The organism is Streptomyces lunalinharesii, assembly GCF_039532155.1.
Classification (GTDB): domain Bacteria; phylum Actinomycetota; class Actinomycetes; order Streptomycetales; family Streptomycetaceae; genus Streptomyces; species Streptomyces lunalinharesii.
The window spans coordinates 328,946-344,202 of record NZ_BAAARK010000004.1 but is presented as its reverse complement, the minus strand read 5'-3'; the positions used below and the strand labels follow the sequence as shown (position 1 = coordinate 344,202).

At 72.8% G+C, this 15,257-nt stretch carries 17 protein-coding genes; 12 read left to right on the top strand and 5 right to left on the bottom strand.

What is annotated here, in order from left to right:
• Nucleotides 1-68: 68 nt before the first annotated feature.
• Entirely contained in the window at nucleotides 69-518 is a 450-nt protein-coding gene (locus ABD385_RS09135; protein WP_344574554.1) for a hypothetical protein, read from the top strand.
• Between the two features lie 359 nt (nucleotides 519-877).
• On the opposite strand, the gene ABD385_RS09130 is transcribed toward ABD385_RS09135, so the two are convergent.
• Together ABD385_RS09130 and ABD385_RS09125 are read right to left on the bottom strand one after the other, a co-directional pair.
• Nucleotides 878-1,366 carry a glutathione peroxidase gene (locus tag ABD385_RS09130; protein ID WP_344574553.1) on the bottom strand — a complete coding sequence of 163 codons (489 nt, stop codon included), beginning with the start codon at nucleotides 1,364-1,366 and terminating at the stop codon, nucleotides 878-880.
• 417 nt (nucleotides 1,367-1,783) lie between these two features.
• Nucleotides 1,784-3,418 carry an FAD-dependent oxidoreductase gene (locus tag ABD385_RS09125; protein ID WP_344574552.1) on the bottom strand — a complete coding sequence of 545 codons (1,635 nt, stop codon included), beginning with the start codon at nucleotides 3,416-3,418 and terminating at the stop codon, nucleotides 1,784-1,786.
• 294 nt (nucleotides 3,419-3,712) lie between these two features.
• On the opposite strand from ABD385_RS09125, the gene ABD385_RS09120 reads away from it, so the two are divergent.
• The 7 genes from ABD385_RS09120 to ABD385_RS09090 all read left to right on the top strand — a co-directional run bounded on the left by ABD385_RS09120 (nucleotide 3,713) and on the right by ABD385_RS09090 (nucleotide 9,024).
• Nucleotides 3,713-4,840, top strand: coding sequence for a SchA/CurD-like domain-containing protein (locus ABD385_RS09120; RefSeq protein WP_344574551.1), 1,128 nt, complete (start codon nucleotides 3,713-3,715; stop codon nucleotides 4,838-4,840).
• An 88-nt stretch (nucleotides 4,841-4,928) separates the two neighbouring features.
• The gene (locus ABD385_RS09115; protein WP_344574550.1) at nucleotides 4,929-5,369 is read left to right on the top strand and encodes a cupin domain-containing protein; all 441 of its coding nucleotides are present in this window, start codon (nucleotides 4,929-4,931) and stop codon (nucleotides 5,367-5,369) included.
• The gene (locus ABD385_RS09110; RefSeq protein ID WP_344574549.1) at nucleotides 5,366-6,634 is read left to right on the top strand and encodes a beta-ketoacyl-[acyl-carrier-protein] synthase family protein; all 1,269 of its coding nucleotides are present in this window, start codon (nucleotides 5,366-5,368) and stop codon (nucleotides 6,632-6,634) included. Before ABD385_RS09115 ends, ABD385_RS09110 begins: the two co-directional genes overlap by 4 nt.
• Nucleotides 6,631-7,881: a beta-ketoacyl synthase N-terminal-like domain-containing protein gene (locus ABD385_RS09105; protein ID WP_344574548.1), complete on the top strand. Its 1,251-nt coding sequence runs from the start codon at nucleotides 6,631-6,633 to the stop codon at nucleotides 7,879-7,881. The genes ABD385_RS09110 and ABD385_RS09105 overlap by 4 nt, the downstream gene beginning before the upstream one ends.
• Nucleotides 7,882-7,893: 12 nt before the next feature.
• Complete coding sequence (locus ABD385_RS09100) at nucleotides 7,894-8,157, top strand: acyl carrier protein (RefSeq protein WP_016573738.1); 264 nt, start codon at nucleotides 7,894-7,896, stop codon at nucleotides 8,155-8,157.
• A gap of 1 nt (nucleotide 8,158) precedes the next feature.
• Nucleotides 8,159-8,635, top strand: a complete 477-nt coding sequence (locus tag ABD385_RS09095; RefSeq protein ID WP_016573737.1) for an SRPBCC family protein — start codon at nucleotides 8,159-8,161, stop codon at nucleotides 8,633-8,635.
• Between the two features lie 56 nt (nucleotides 8,636-8,691).
• Nucleotides 8,692-9,024: a TcmI family type II polyketide cyclase gene (locus ABD385_RS09090; RefSeq protein WP_344574544.1), complete on the top strand. Its 333-nt coding sequence runs from the start codon at nucleotides 8,692-8,694 to the stop codon at nucleotides 9,022-9,024.
• A 115-nt stretch (nucleotides 9,025-9,139) separates the two neighbouring features.
• Here ABD385_RS09090 and ABD385_RS09085 read toward each other — a convergent pair whose 3' ends face one another.
• Nucleotides 9,140-10,171 (bottom strand): methyltransferase, encoded by a 1,032-nt coding sequence (locus tag ABD385_RS09085; protein ID WP_344574543.1) that lies wholly within the window; start codon nucleotides 10,169-10,171, stop codon nucleotides 9,140-9,142.
• Between the two features lie 56 nt (nucleotides 10,172-10,227).
• Nucleotides 10,228-11,328 carry a right-handed parallel beta-helix repeat-containing protein gene (locus ABD385_RS09080; protein WP_425585375.1) on the bottom strand — a complete coding sequence of 367 codons (1,101 nt, stop codon included), beginning with the start codon at nucleotides 11,326-11,328 and terminating at the stop codon, nucleotides 10,228-10,230.
• 789 nt (nucleotides 11,329-12,117) lie between these two features.
• Between ABD385_RS09080 and ABD385_RS09075 the strand changes: the two genes are divergently transcribed.
• Nucleotides 12,118-12,318, top strand: coding sequence for a hypothetical protein (locus tag ABD385_RS09075; RefSeq protein ID WP_344574542.1), 201 nt, complete (start codon nucleotides 12,118-12,120; stop codon nucleotides 12,316-12,318).
• A 57-nt stretch (nucleotides 12,319-12,375) separates the two neighbouring features.
• On the top strand, nucleotides 12,376-12,777 hold the full coding sequence (locus ABD385_RS09070) for a DUF6126 family protein (protein ID WP_344574541.1): 402 nt from the start codon (nucleotides 12,376-12,378) through the stop codon (nucleotides 12,775-12,777).
• Between the two features lie 72 nt (nucleotides 12,778-12,849).
• Here the strand turns inward: ABD385_RS09070 and ABD385_RS09065 are convergent, their stop codons facing one another.
• Entirely contained in the window at nucleotides 12,850-13,653 is an 804-nt protein-coding gene (locus tag ABD385_RS09065) for a CDP-alcohol phosphatidyltransferase family protein (RefSeq protein WP_344574540.1), read from the bottom strand.
• A 123-nt stretch (nucleotides 13,654-13,776) separates the two neighbouring features.
• Between ABD385_RS09065 and ABD385_RS09060 the strand changes: the two genes are divergently transcribed.
• A complete protein-coding gene (locus tag ABD385_RS09060; RefSeq protein ID WP_344574637.1) occupies nucleotides 13,777-14,781 on the top strand; it encodes a zinc-dependent alcohol dehydrogenase in 1,005 nt (334 codons plus the stop codon).
• Nucleotides 14,782-14,845: 64 nt separating this feature from the next.
• Nucleotides 14,846-15,244: a 6-pyruvoyl trahydropterin synthase family protein gene (locus ABD385_RS09055; protein ID WP_344574539.1), complete on the top strand. Its 399-nt coding sequence runs from the start codon at nucleotides 14,846-14,848 to the stop codon at nucleotides 15,242-15,244.
• The last annotated feature ends 13 nt before the right edge of the window (nucleotides 15,245-15,257 follow it).

Below are 15,257 nucleotides of genomic sequence, written 5' to 3'. Positions count from 1 at the left end.
AGGTGCTTGGTCACTCTGATGGCGTAGGTGAAATCGCCAGATCCGCAGAGAGCGGAGGAGGACGTGCAATGTCGGACGCCGACAAGCAATTGATTGACGCACTACAGGCGAAGAACAAGGAGCTTGAGGACAGAATTGCCCAGCTGGAGAAACAGCAGGGTGCTCCGAGCCAGTCGAGCCAGCCCAGCAAGCCGGCAGCGAAGACACCGACCAGGCTCAAGGCCGGCGATGCGACCGGACACATCGGTCGGCTGGCCAGTGACACGGTCCTCGTACGCCTCACGGACGCGGACGGAGAGGGCATCGAGGGACAGACGGTCAGGTTCTATGTCGGCGGCAAGGAAGTCGGTTCGGATCTCACCGATGCCAATGGTGAGATAAGGACCAACTCCGGGCAGCACATCGGGCAGCCTCTCAACTGGGTCAACGCGCTCGGAAATGGCTATACGGCCGAATTCGAAGGCTCCAAGGAATACAAGCCTTCGCATACCCAAGCTGGTGTCGGAGTCGGTGCATGACGTGAGGCGGAAGCCTCAGCTCCACACGGCCACGGTCCGTCTGTAGTTCCGCAGCTACAGGCGGACCTGGTCTGCCTCGTCGCGGTGCGCGGTGTTGTCATCCGCGGATCCGTCGGTGACATACAACGACGGTTGCCGGTATCGGCAGTTCGTCGGGCTGGGATGAGCAGGGGCGTGCACGCACGTGCACGAGAGGCAGGGACAGTGTCCACCGTGCTGGTCCCGATCACTGGGCGACTGAGGGACTGAGGGACTGCGGGACTGCGGGACTGCGGGACTGAGGGACTGGGGGGTGTGTACTTCTACCGCTGCCGGGCACACGGCCGTGTGCCGTGTGCCCGCCGGCGGAAACTCGCAGATCAGGCCGGCAGTGTCGCCTCGATCGCGGCGACCAGTTCCGCTGCCTCCGGCTCGGTTCGTGGCCGGAAGCGGCCGGCCACCGCGCCCGAGGGGTCGATCAAGAACTTTTCGAAGTTCCACTGGACGTCGCCGGCCGCCCCCTCGGCGTCCGCGGTGCCGGACAGTTCGGCGTACAGCGGGTGCCGCTGCTCGCCGTTGACGTCGGTCTTCTCGAACAGCGGGAAGCTGACGCCGTACGTCGCCGAGCAGAACGTGGCGATCTCCTCGGCCGTGCCGGGCTCCTGGCCGGCGAACTGGTTGCTGGGGAAGCCCAGCACGCTGAAACCACGGTCGGCGAACCGCTGCTGGAGCTGCTCCAGCCCCGTGTACTGCGGGGTCAGCCCGCACTTGGACGCCACGTTCACCACCAGCAGGGCCTTGCCCCGGTAGTCGGCGAGGGAGGCGGGCTCACCGGTCAGGGTGCGCAGCGGGATGTCGTACAGGCTCATGCGGGGGTTCCTCCATGCGGTTCCGCGGACGGGGCCGTCCGTCATCGGCCCCAACAACCGTTCCCGGTCTGTTCTTCCCGGCATCGTCGACCGGCCAGGTGGCCACCGGCCGCAGTGCCCCGGCCCGCCACTCCCTGAGCAACTGGTCGAAGATCGGGGTGTCCTCGTCGACCGGGCGCCGGGCGGTCGGCGGCGGCAGGCGGGGCGGTTGCTGCGGCACCGAGACGCGCTGGAAGGGGTGGCCCGGGGTCTTCTTGACGTCCATGCCCGGACTCAACACCAATTCGCCCGGTGAGTTGCGGGACCGGGCCGCGGCGCACGCCAGATGCCCCTGGGCCGGTGACGGTCAGAAGATACGTTCCAGGGGCCGGCGGGGCGGTGCACGCCCCACCGGCCCCTGGGCGGGGCAGGATCGGATCAGGCTCGGCGGAGCAGGCCGCCGAGGACCTCGCGCAGTGCCCCCTCCGGGTCGGCCACCCGGCCGTCCGCGCGCCACGCCACGAAGCCGTCCGGCCGTACCAGCACCGCGCCCTCCGCCGTCGTCCCGTGCACCTCGGCCCAGTCGGTGCCGTCCTCCGGGATGAGGTCGGCGTCGGTGCCGATGCCGATCCGGTAGTGGTCCAGCCGGACCGACCAGTGCGCCGCGGCGGCCTCCGCAGCGCCGCGCCACGCCTTGCCGTCCTCGGTGCCGGTCAGCAGGACGAACGACCGCTCGTAGAGGTCCAGGGTGGAGCGCCGCGTGCCGTCCGCGTGCAGCCACAGGTGCGGGGCCCGGGTGCCCGGCTCGCCGGTCAGCCGCATCCGCTCGGGCACGACCGGGAGGTCGGGGTCGGCGCCGAGGACCGCGCCCCGCGGGTAGCAGTAGCCGAGGGCCACGGTCAGCACCCCGCGCTGCCGGCCGCCGCCGGCGGGCGCCGGGTCGTAGCCGGGGTGGCTGTGCTCGGCGGACCGGGCGGAGGCGCGGGCGCTGGTCACCTCGGCGACCGGCCGGCGCTCGTCCTCGTAGGTGTCCAGCAGCGCCGGGGAGGCGGCCCCGTCGAGGACGGCGGCGAGCTTCCAGGCGAGGTTGTGCGCGTCCTGGATGCCGGTGTTCGAGCCGAACGCCCCGGTGGGGGACATCTCGTGGGCGGAGTCGCCGGCGAGGAAGATCCGGCCAGCGGAGTACCGCTCGGCGACCCGCTCCGCGGCGTGCCAGGGCGCCTTGCCGGTGATCTCAACCGCCATGTCCGGCACGCCCGTTGCCCGCCGGATGTGGTCGATGCACCGCTCGTCGGTGAAGTCCTCCAGGGTCTCGCCCCGGTCGGGGTGCCAGGGCGCGTGGAAGACCCACTGCTCGGCGTTGTCCACCGGGAGCAGCGCGCCGTCGGCCTCCGGATCGGTCAGGTAGCAGGCGATGAAGCGCCGGTCGCCGACCGCGTCCGCCAGCTCCGGGGCCCGGAAGGTGATGCTGACGTTGTGGAAGAGGTCCCCGGGGCCCGTCTGGCCGATGCCCAGCCGCTCCCGCACCGGGCTGCGGGGGCCGTCCGCGGCGATCAGGTAGTCGGCGCGCAGGGTGGTGTGCTCACCGGTGTCCCGGGCCTTGACCACCGCACTCACTCCGTCGGCGTCCTGGTCGCAGCTGAGCAGCTCGGTGCTGAACCGCAGGTCGCCGCCGAGTTCACGGGCGCACCGCAGCAGCTCCGGCTCCAGGTCGTTCTGGCTGCACAGACACCAGGCGGACGGGCTGAACTTGGCCAGCCCGCCGCCCGGGTCGATCTCGCGGAACAGCCACTCCTGGTCGTCCCCGGTCAGCGAACGGGCCTGCAGGATGCCGTGGTTGTCGGCGAGCACCGAGGCGGCCGCACGGATCCGTTCCTCGGCGCCGGCAACCCGGTACAGCTCCATCGTGCGGACGTTGTTCCCCCGTCCGCGTGGATGCCGTGAGGTGTCCGCGTGCTTCTCCACCAGGACGTGCGGGACACCCAGGCGCCCCAGGAACAGCGAGGCGGACAGACCCACCAGGGACCCGCCCACGATGAGTACCGGCACCCGGTCTTCGACCTTGGGATTCATGTGCGTGCTCCAGCTGCAGCGGCGTGTACGGGAGATGGAGCAACGCATGCCCGGCCCGTCGCCCCTTCCATCACGGTTCACCTGCATGGCTCACACATCTCGCGCCGACCGTGGGTCTTGGCCACGATCGAAGCCGGACCGCCCCCCGCGACACGCCGGGCCGGAGGTCCGCCCATCCGGCTCAGTCGCCCGGAGCGCATCGGGAGTAATCGGAAGGCACCGGCAACACCCGGCGCGCGCCGGAACTGACGACGCACCACAGGGGCCTCGTGCCCTGGAGGAGATGCGTAGACGATGACAACGCTGTCGGAACGAATATCGCAGTCCGCCTTCGACGGTTCCAAGCTCCGGGTCGTGCTCATGCTGGATCTGGAGGAAGGGGCCCAGCAGCAGTTCCTGGAAGCCTACGAACAGCTGCGCAACCAGGTGGCCTCCGTGCCCGGGCACATCAGCGACCAGCTGTGCCAGTCCATCGAGAACCCCTCGCAGTGGTTGATCACCAGTGAGTGGGAGAGCGCCCCGCCGTTCCTCGCCTGGGTCAACAGCGAGGAGCACGTCAAGATGGTCCAGCCGCTGCACAGCTGCGTGCGCGACACCCGCTCCCTGCGCTTCAGCGTCCTGCGCGAGACCTCCAACGTCGCCGCACGCGCCCCCGAGCCCGCCAGGAGCCGGCTCCAGGCGAACCCCCGGGTCGGGGACGGCGTCGTGCGGCACGCCCTCACCTTCACCGTGAAGCCGGGCAGCGAAGCGATGGTGGCCGACATCCTCTCCGGCTACACCTCGCCCGCGGCGCGGGTCGACGACCGGACCCGGCTGCGCCGGACCTCGCTGTTCATGTACGGCAACCGCGTCGTGCGGGCCATCGAGGTGCAGGGCGACCTCATCGCCGCACTGCGCCACGTCTCCCAGCAGCCCGAGGTCCGGGCCGTCGAGGAGGCCATCAACCCGTACCTGGAACAGGACCGGGACCTCAACGACCCCAATTCCGCCCGGGTGTTCTTCACCCGCGCCGCGTTGCCGGCGGTGCACCACGTGGCGGCCGGCGGTCCGGAGTCCGAGGACCCCGAGGCCCTGTCCCGGCACGCGCTGTACTACCCGGCCAAGCCCGGCTTCGGTATGACGCTGGCCAAGATGCTGGCCCGCCAGGACGAGGAGGCCGCCGACGACCCGGCGTCCGCGGTGCACGGCAGCACCATCTTCCAGCGCGACGACACCGTCGTCCGCCTGATCGACCTGCGGGCGCCCATCGACCGCGACCCGCTGGTCTCCCTCGGCGCCCGTGGCCCCCGCAAGCTCGCCGTGCTGCGGCGGCTGCTCGACGGCGACGTGGCCGGCGGCCTGTCCACCGACCGCGAGCTGGCCCACTTCCTGGCCCGCGCCGACATGGACCTCATCACCGACCGTCGGGCCCCCGACGCCTGACCGTCCGCTCGCCGACCGACCGGCCGCCGGGCCGTCGCCGGGCCGCACCACCCCATCCGCCGGCATCACGCCACTGGAGGAACCAGCCATGACCACGCACCGCCCACGCATCGTGGACCTCAGCGAGACCCAGCCCAACCGCCGGCGCGGAGGTGACCTGCGCGCGATGCTGACACCCGGCGTGGTGGGCGCCACGAGCGGCTTCATGGGCATGGCACTCGTCCAGCCCGGCGAGCGCATCGGGGAGCACTACCACCCGTACTCCGAGGAGTTCGTCTACGTCGTCCAGGGCGCCTTGGAGGTCGACCTCGACGGCGAGACCTTCGCGCTCCGGCCGGACCAGGGGCTGATGATCCCGCCCTACATGCGGCACCGCTTCCGCAACGTCGGGGACGTCGAGGCCCGGATGGTCTTCCACCTCGGTCCGCTGGCCCCGCGCCCGGAGCTGGGCCACGTCGACACGGAGGGCGAGGCGGCCGAGCGGAGCACACCGGCCGCCCCACCCGAACGGACGGAGCCGGTGTCATGACCCGCCGCGTGGCGGTCACCGGCGTCGGCATCGTCGCCCCGGGCGGCGTGGGCGTCCCGGCCTTCTGGGACCTGCTCTCCGCCGGGCGGACGGCCACCCGTGGCATCACCCTCTTCGACCCGACCGGCTTCCGGTCCCGGATCGCCGCCGAGTGCGACTTCGATCCGGCCGAGCACGGGCTGAGCGAGGAACAGGTGGCCAAGTCGGACCGGTACGTGCAGTTCGCACTGGTCGCCGCGGCGGAGGCGCTGCGGGAGGCCGGCCTGGACGTGGCGCGGGAGGACCCGTGGCGGATCGGGGTGTCCCTGGGCACCGCGGTCGGCGGCACCACGCGCCTGGAGCACGACTACGTGGCGGTCAGCCAGTCCGGCCGCCGCTGGGACGTGGACCACCGACCCGCCGGACCGCATCTGCACCGCGCCTTCTCGCCCAGTTCGCTGGCGTCGGCGGTGGCGGAGCAGATCGGCGCGCACGGCCCGGTGCAGACCGTCTCGACGGGCTGCACCTCCGGCCTCGACGCCATCGGTTACGCCTTCCACACCATCGAGGAGGGCCGTGCCGACGTCTGCGTCGCCGGGGCGTCGGACTCGCCGATCTCCCCGATCACGGTGGCCTGCTTCGACGCCATCAAGGCGACCTCCGCGAACAACGACGACCCCGCCCACGCCTCCCGGCCGTTCGACGCCCGGCGCGACGGGTTCGTCATGGGGGAGGGCGGCGCCGTCCTCGTCCTGGAGGAACTGGAGCACGCCCGGGCGCGCGGCGCCACCGTCCACTGCGAGATCCGCGGCTACGCCACCTTCGGCAACGCCTACCACATGACCGGCCTGACCCAGGAGGGTCTGGAGATGGCCGAGGCGATCAACCGCTCACTGGCCCACGCGCAGCTCGACCGCACCCAGGTCGACTACGTCAACGCCCACGGCTCGGGCACCCAGCAGAACGACCGGCACGAGACCGCGGCGGTCAAGAAGTCGCTGGGCGACCACGCCTTCAAGGTGCCGATGAGCTCCATCAAGTCGATGGTGGGCCACTCGCTGGGCGCCATCGGGGCGATCGAGATCGTCGCCTGCGTCCTGGCGCTGACCCATCAGGTGGTCCCGCCGACCGCCAACTACGAGACCCCGGACCCGGAGTGCGACCTCGACTACGTGCCGAAGACCGCACGGGAGGTGCCGCTGCGTTCGGTGCTCTCCGTGGGCAGCGGATTCGGCGGGTTCCAGTCAGCCGTGGTCCTGACCAAGCCGGGTGGGAGGCCGAGATGAACTCCCCGCAAGAACGTTGTTCCGTCGTCACCGGCATCGGTGTGATCGCCCCGAACGGGGCCAACACCGAGGCCTTCTGGAAGGCCACCAAGGAGGGCATCAGCGTTCTCGACACGGTCACCCGCGAGGGGTGCGAGGAACTGCCCCTGAAGGTCGCCGGCGAGGTCCGCGACTTTGATCCGGGCGAGCTGATCGAGGAGCGCTTCCTCGTCCAGACCGACCGGTTCACGCACTTCGCGATGGCCGCGGCCAACCTCGCGCTGGACGACGCCCTGCTGGGCCGGGCCGACTACAACCGTTCGCCGTTCGCGGTGGGGGTGGTGACCGCGGCCGGCTCCGGCGGCGGCGAGTTCGGCCAGCGGGAGTTGCAGCACCTGTGGGGCCAGGGCTCGCGCCACGTCGGCCCGTACCAGTCCATCGCCTGGTTCTACGCGGCCAGCACCGGCCAGATCTCCATCCGCGGCGGCTTCAAGGGGCCGTGCGGCGTGGTGGCCAGTGACGAGGCCGGGGGACTGGACGCGTTGGCGCACGCCACCCGCACCATCCGCCGCGGCACCGCGGCGGTGGTGGTGGGCGCCGCCGAGGCCCCGCTCGCCCCGTACTCGGTCGTCTGCCAGCTCGGGTACGAGGACCTCAGCCGGTGCGCCGAACCCGACCGCGCCTACCGTCCGTTCACGGATGCGGCGTGCGGGTTCGTGCCCGCCGAGGGCGGCGCGATGCTGGTCGTCGAGGAACGGACGGCGGCCGAGGAGCGTGGCTCCCGGCCCCGGGCCGTGCTCGCCGGCCACGCCGCCACCTTCACCGGCGCCGCCCTCTGGGAGCGGTCCCGGGAGGGGCTGGCCCGGGCGATCGAGGGCGCGCTGGCGGACGCCGGGTGCGCGCCCGAGGAGATCGACGTGGTCTTCGCGGACGCCCTCGGGGTGGCCGCGGCGGACCGGGCCGAGGCGTCGGCGCTCGCCGACGCCCTGGGCCGGCATGCGTCGGAGGTGCCGGTGACCGCGCCCAAGACCGGCATCGGCCGGGCGTACTGCGGCGCACCCGTCCTGGACATCGCAGCCGCGGTGCTCTCCATGGAGGGTTCCGTCGTGCCGCCGACCCCCAACGTCGTCGACGTCAGCGTGGACCTCGACGTGGTGACCGGGAAGTCCCGGCCCGCGGAGCTGCAGACGGCGCTGGTGCTGAGCCGGGGACTGATGGGCTCCAACGCGGCGATGGTGCTGCGTCGGTGCGAGAAGTCCCCCTCCTGAGAGGAGATTGCCATGACCGCTCAACTGACCCTCGACGAACTGGCCGCGCTGATGAAGTCGGCCGCCGGCCTGACCGTCGACCCGGAGGAGATGGCGAACCGGCCCGAAGTGACCTTCGCCGAGTACGGGCTGGACTCGCTGGGCCTGCTCGGCATCGTCGGCGAACTGGAGAACCGCTACGAGCGGTCGCTGCCCCCGGACGCCGAGCGCGCCAAGACGCCGCACGACTTCCTCGACCTCGTCAACACCGACACCGTCACCACGACAGGAGCCTGACATGCCCGGCCACACCGAGAACGAGATCACCATCGCCGCCCCGCTCAGCCTCGTCTGGGACATGACCAACGACCTGGAGAACTGGCCGCAGCTCTTCAGCGAGTACGCGTCGGTCGAGGTGCTCTCCCGGGAGGGCGACACGACCACGTTCCGGCTGACCATGCACCCGGACGAGAACGGCCAGGTCTGGAGCTGGATCTCCGAGCGGACCCCCGACCGGGGCGCGCTGACCGTCCGCGCCCGCCGCGTGGAGACCGGCCCGTTCAAGTTCATGGACATCTTCTGGAAGTACAAGGAGATCCCCGGCGGCACGTCGATGCACTGGACCCAGGACTTCGCCATGAAGCCCGAGGCCCCGGTCGACGACAAGGGGATGACCGAGCACATCAACCGCAACTCGCGGATCCAGATGGAACTCATCCGGGACCGGATCGAGCAGCGGGACCGCGAACTCCGCGCGGCCGCCCCCGCCAACTGACGTTGCGTCAGCCCGACCCCGTATCGCCGCCCGGCGGCAACGAAGGGAACCCCCCGATGCACCACGCTCTGATCGTCGCCCGGATGAAGCCGGGCTCGGCTCCCGACATCGCCGAGGTCTTCGCGGCCTCGGACCGCACGGAGCTGCCCCAGCTGGTGGGCGTCAACCGGCGGAAGCTGTTCCAGTTCGGTGACGTGTACCTGCACCTCATCGAGTCCGACCTCCCGCCCGGACCGGAGATCGCCAAGGCCCACCAGCACCCGGAGTTCCAGGCCGTCAGCCAGAAGCTGTCCGCGTACGTCAGCGCGTACGACCCGGCGACCTGGCGCAGTCCGAAGGACGCGATGGCCCAGGAGTTCTACTGCTGGGAGCGGGCCGGCACCGGCTGATCCGGACCGGCACACGGTGGTCGGCCTCCCCGCCAGGTCCTGCGGGGAGGCCGCCGTCGCGCCGACCGCCAGCGGCCGGCTCCGTCCGGGCTCGCTCTCGGTTCAGTCGGCCGGTTCAGTCGGCCGGGACCGTGCACTCGAAGGCGTGCAGGTACGGGTTGACCACCAGGATGTCGTGGACCAGCAGCCCGGCTTCGGCCATGTGGCGCACCAGGCTCTCCTTGGAGTGCTTGGCGCCGCCCACGTTCAGGAGCAGCAGCAGGTCCATGGCGGTGGTGAACTTCATCGACGGGCTGTCGTCGACGAGGTTCTCGATGACCACGACCCGGGCACCGGGCCGGGCGACCTCGACGACCTTCCGCAGGGTCCGGCGGGTGCTGTCGTCGTCCCATTCGAGGATGTTCTTGATGATGTAGAGGTCGGCCTCGACGGGGATGTCCTCGCGGCAGTCGCCGGGCACGATCCGCGCCCGGTCGGCCAGCGGACCGCCGTCCCGCAGCCGGGGGTCGGCGTTGGCCACCACCGACGGCAGGTCGAGCAGGGCGCCGCTCAGCGAGGGGTACTTCTCCAGCAGGCCGGCCAGCACGTGGCCCTGCCCGCCGCCGATGTCCGCCACCGACGACACCCCGGTGAGGTCGAGGAGTTCGGCGACGTCGCGGGCGGACTGCTTGCTGGAGGCGGTCATCGCCCGGTCGAAGACCTGCGCGGAGTCCTTGGCGTCCTGGTGCAGGTAGTCGAAGAACCCCTTGCCGTAGAGGTCGTCGAAGACGTTCCGGCCGGAGCGCACCGCGTCGTCCAGCCGCGGCCACGCCTCCCAGGTCCACGGCTCGGTGCACCACAGCGAGATGTAGCGCAGGCTGTTGGGGGAGTCCTCGCGCAGCAGCCGCGACATGTCGGTGTGGGCGAATGTCCCGTCCGCGGTCTCCTCGAAGATCCCGTAGCAGGCCAGCGCCCGCATCATGCGTTCCAGGGGGCGCGGCTCGGTGCCCACGGACGCGGCCAACTCCTCGACGGTGGTGGGCTGTTCGCCCAGCGCGTCGGCCACGCCGAGCCGCGCGGTCGCCCGGACGGCTGCCGCGCACGCGGCGCCGAAGATCAGTTCCCGCAGCCGCATCGAGGGCTGGGGGGTGGGGCTCACGGTGGTCATTCCGCCTCTTTCTCCCGTTGACGTTGCGATGGGGGTGCTGCCGGGCGCCGACGCGGTCACCGGCACAGGCCGACCGGCTTGGAGGTCCGGCAGGTGTTGCGGACGAAGACGTTGCCCTGGCCGGCCGGGTCTTGGTTGATCAGGTCCGCCGGGGCGTTCCGCAGCGCCACGTTGTCCCGGATGAGGTTGCGGTCGTTGGTGGACTTGACGAAGCTCGGGAAGAGCACCACCCCGCCCGAGAGCGGGGAGTCGCCGACGTTGTCGCGGACCAGGTTGTGCTGGACGAGCGCGTCCTCGGTGCCGGTCAGGACGACACCGGACCCCTGGAGGAACGGCAGGCGCTTGGTCGCCGGGCAGTGCTTGTTGTTCCGCGAGACGTCGTTGTCCCGCACGGTGAGCGCACCGGCCTTGGGACGGCCCTCGTCGCCGACGACGAAGATCCCGGCGCAGTTCCCGACCACGTTGTTGTGGGCGATCAGGAGGTTGCGGACCCGCCGGGCGGTGAGGCCGATGCGGTTGCCGCCGAGCCGGTTCTCGACGATCAGGGTGCCGCGGGTGTCCAGCGCGCCGCCCTCCTCCGTGACCGCGTTGGCCAGGAAGATCCCCGCGTCGCCGTTCTCCGTCGCGGTGTCGTCGTGGAGCAGGCTGTGCACGGACTTCTCCAGCCCGATGCCCCACTGGCCGTTGTGCCGCGCGGTGACGTGGCGCACCGTCAGCCCCTCGGTGCCGGAGGCCCACACGCCGTTCCGTCGGAACCCCTCGACGGTCAGCGACCGCAGGTGGACGTCGGTGACCGGGCCGCCGGGGCCGGCGGTGACGCAGATGCCGTCACCGGTCTGTCCGCAGGCGTTCTCCGCCCGGGTGACGGGCGGGGCGAGCACGGCTTCCCCGTCCACCCCGCGGAGCATCAGGTGCGACTTGTTGATCAGCACGCTCTCGCGGTACACACCGGGCAACAGGACCACCGTGTCGCCCGGCCGGGCCGCGTCCACCGCCTGCTGGATCGATTCCCCGGGACGGACGACGTGCACCCGGTCGTCCCGGTCCGCTGCGGCCTGGGACGGCGGGGCCGCGCCGAGTGCGCCGGCCAGGGCCGCCGCCGCGCACCCCAAGTACGTCATCCGCCGTGCCCCGTGGGTCATCTGTCGAAGCGCCATGAGGCGAAGCTATGGGCGATCATCAAGGCCCGCCACCGGTGGTAGCCCGTTGACCACGGTGCGTGCAGGCGTCAGCTTTCCAGGGCCGGGGCGCCGGGGCGGGCGACGGGGGAACGCGGGGCGGACGACGGCGTTGCGGGGTGCCCGGCGCCCGCCCCGGGATCAGCCGCCGGGCCGGGCCCGCGATCGGACGGAGCGTCAGCCGGGCCGTCCGGCGCGACCTCGGCCAACAGGGCCGCGAGGCTGGCCGGCAGGAACCACGGACGGAGGCGGGGGACGGTCACGGATGCTCAACGCCGGCCGCACCCCGACGACACCCGACCGGGGCGCTCCGGTCCGCTTCATCACTCCAACGGCCGCCACCGGGGTGGCACCGCGGACCGTCGGGCGACGGCCGCCGCGATGCGGTCCGGGGCGACGGCGCGCCCGCCCCCGCAGGCGGCCCTCCCCGCCCCTTTCGGGGCACCTCGTGCGGCGTGCCGGAGGGGGCCACTACCCCTCCACGTCGGTGACGCTGGTGGCGGCCGCCGCCCGGGGGGCCCGGTGCCGGTCCGGGCGGCGCCCCTGCCCGGCCGGCCGCCGCCGATCGCGGGCACTGGTCGACAGCGGCTCCCGGGGCCCGGGAGCGCGCGGCAAGTGCGCGGTCCGGGCCGTCGATTCGGTGGCGGCACCGGACCCACCGGTGGCGCCCCGCCCGTTCAATCCGGTGGGTCCGTCGTCTACAGTTGAGGAATTCCCCTGTTCAACGATCATCGCGATGGCCGGTCGGCCTGAACGCGGAGGGCATGCGTGGGCGGTTTCGCCGAGTCGGTACGGGAACGGGTGCGCGCCGCGCGGGCCGCCGTAGAAGCGGCCCGGGCCGCCGACGACCCCGCCGCGCTGGCCGTGGCGGAGGACGAACTGGACGACGCGCTGCGGATCGCGCACGGCGTCGGGGTCGACCCGGACCGCGGCGCGGGCAGCACCGGCCAGGGCGGGGCGACGCAATGACCGCCGCGGCACCGCGCCGCCGGCGCACGGCCTCCGGCTCCGGAGCCGGGTGAGGCGATGTCCGGCGCACCGCGACGCAAGGGACCGCCACCATGGCGTGCGGTCCGCTCCCGCACCTGCATACCCCTCGCCTCGGCACGGGCCTGCCGCGGCCGCGGCCACCCCGGCCGGGGCCCGCTCCGCCCGCCCCGCGGCCACGGGCGGACCTGCCCGGAGATCGCCGCCCGGCACCGGCACTCGCTGCGCTGCGGGCTCCACCGGGCCCGGGCCACCGCGATCCGCCCGGGCACCCGGCTGGCCCGGCTGCCCGGCACCGTCCTGGTGACCCATCGCGCCGCGGCCCACGAGGCGACCCGGCGCAGCCTGTGGATACGGGTGCTGTTCTCCGTCGCCGTGACCCACCTGGTGCTGGCGTTCCTGGCGCTCGTCGTCTACCTCGGACGGCACGCCGGGATCTGAGGCACGCGCCCCGGCACCTCTGACGCACCCCGCCCCGGCCCTCCGGCCTTACCCCGTCCCCGGCCTCCGGCCTCACCCCGCCCGCGGCGCGGACTCCCCACGGTCCTGGCGCCCCGCGGCCATGGCGTCCACCGGCCGTACCGCCGCCACGCCACCGGCAGGGCGCACCCCGGCCCGCCACAGCCACCGCACGTCCCGCCCGAACGACCACCCCAACAGGGCCAGCGCCGCCGCCACCGCGCCCCGCTCCAGCGGCCGCGGCGCGAGCCCGGCGCCCGCCGCCACCAGCACCACGCCCTGCACCGCGGCCACCGCCTTGCGCGCCGTGCTGGGCGGCAGCGGCGTCCGCAGCCACGGCAGCACCCAGGACGCCGCGACGAAGAGGTAGCGCAGCGCGCCGATGGCCAGCACCCACGGCCCCAATGGGACCGCCACGTAGACGGACAGCACCAGGATCAGGAACGCGTCGACCTCCATGTCGAACCGCGCACCCAGTGCCGTGGCCGTCCCGGTGCGCCGCGCCACCCGGCCGTCCACCGCGTCCAGGACCAGCGCGACCACCGCCAGTGCGACCAGCACCGCCACCGGCGACCGGCGGCCGAAGGAGTCGGCGACCAGCGCCGCGACCCCGCCGACGAGGGTGGCCCGGGCCAGCGTGACGCGGTTGGCCGGCCCGAAGGACGGCAGCCAGGAGGCGCGCACCGCCCGGGTGAGCGCGGCCCAGGTGGCCAGCGTGCAGGCGCACCCGGTCAGCCAGCCCGCCGGGCCCAGCCCGACCGTGCGGCACAGGGCCCCCAACAGCACCACCTGCGCGAGCGGGCCGGCCACCCGGTCCGGTCCGAACGGCCTTGTGCCGCACCGCCCTTGTACGGCCATCACGCCTCCCGGGACACTGTGGCGGAGCCGGAGGACGCCGCGTATCGTGACGGCGTCGCCATGATCCCCGGCGTGCGCCCCTCAGCATTCACGACGCATCGCCGCACCGTCCAGGAGGATTCGTTGCCGCGCGTCGCCCAGAGTTTCTGGCTCAGCGCTCCAGGCCGCGGCGAGCTCCGCACGGTCGACCTGCCGCGACCGGTCGCCGGCGAGGTGCTGGTGCGCACGCTGTACTCCGGGGTGAGCCGGGGGACCGAGAGCCTGGTCTTCCGCGGAGGCGTCCCGCACAGCCAGTACGCGGCGATGCGGGCGCCGTTCCAGGAGGGGACGTTCCCGGCGCCCGTCAAATACGGCTACCTCAACGTGGGCGTCGTCGAGGAGGGACCGGCCGACCTGCGCGGCCGCACGGTCTTCTGCCTCTACCCGCACCAGACGCACTACGTCGTCCCGGCGGACGCGGTGACCCCCGTGCCGGACGCCGTCCCCGCGGGGCGCGCGGTCCTCGCCGGCACCGTCGAGACCGCGGTGAACGCCGTCTGGGACGCCGCACCGATGCTCGGCGACCGGATCGCGGTGATCGGCGGCGGCATGGTCGGGGCCGCGGTCGCCGCGCTCCTGGTCCGCCACCCGGCCACCCGGGTGCAGTTGGTCGACGCCGATCCGGCGCGCGCCGCGACCGCCGCGGCGCTGGGCGTCCCGTTCGCGCTGCCCGCCGACGCCCGCGGCGACTGCGACCTCGTCGTGCACGCCAGCGCCACCGAGGACGGCCTGGCCCGGGCCCTCGAACTCCTCGCTCCGGAAGGGACCGTGATCGAACTCAGCTGGTACGGCGACCGCCGGGTCAGCGTGCCGCTGGGGGAGTCCTTCCACTCCCGCCGACTGACCGTCCGCAGCAGCCAGGTCGGCGCCGTCGCCCCGGTCCGGCGCGGCCGGCGCACCCACGCCGACCGCCTGGCGCTCGCGCTCGACCTGCTCGCCGACCCGGCCTTCGACGCGCTGATCACCGGGGAGTCCCGGTTCGACGAACTGCCGTCGGTCCTGCCCGAGCTGGCCTCCGGCGCGCTCCCGGCGCTCTGCCACCGCATCCGCTACCCGGCGCCCGGCACCCCGGCCCCCGGTGCGGTGTGACGCCGCACCGCCCACGACTCTCGTCCGAGCCCGACCGTCGGCGACACCTCCTGGAGGAACACCCGTGTTCAGCATCACCGTCCGCGACCACCTGATGGTCGCGCACAGCTTCCGTGGCGCGGTCTTCGGACCCGCGCAGCGCCTGCACGGCGCCACCTTCATCGTGGACGCCACCTTCCGCCGACCCGAACTCGACGACGACAACATCGTGGTCGACATCGGCCTCGCCACCCAGGAGCTCGGCGGCGTGATCGCCGAGCTCAACTACCGCAACCTCGACGACGAACCCGCCTTCGCCGGCACCAACACCTCCACCGAGGCGCTCGCCAAGGTGATCGCCGACCGGCTCGCCGACCGGGTGCACGCCGGCAACCTCGGCGCGGGCGCCCGCGACCTGAGCGGCATCAGCGTCACCCTGCACGAATCCCACGTGGCCTGGGCCAGCTACGAGCGGACGCTGTGAGCCGGCCCCGGCG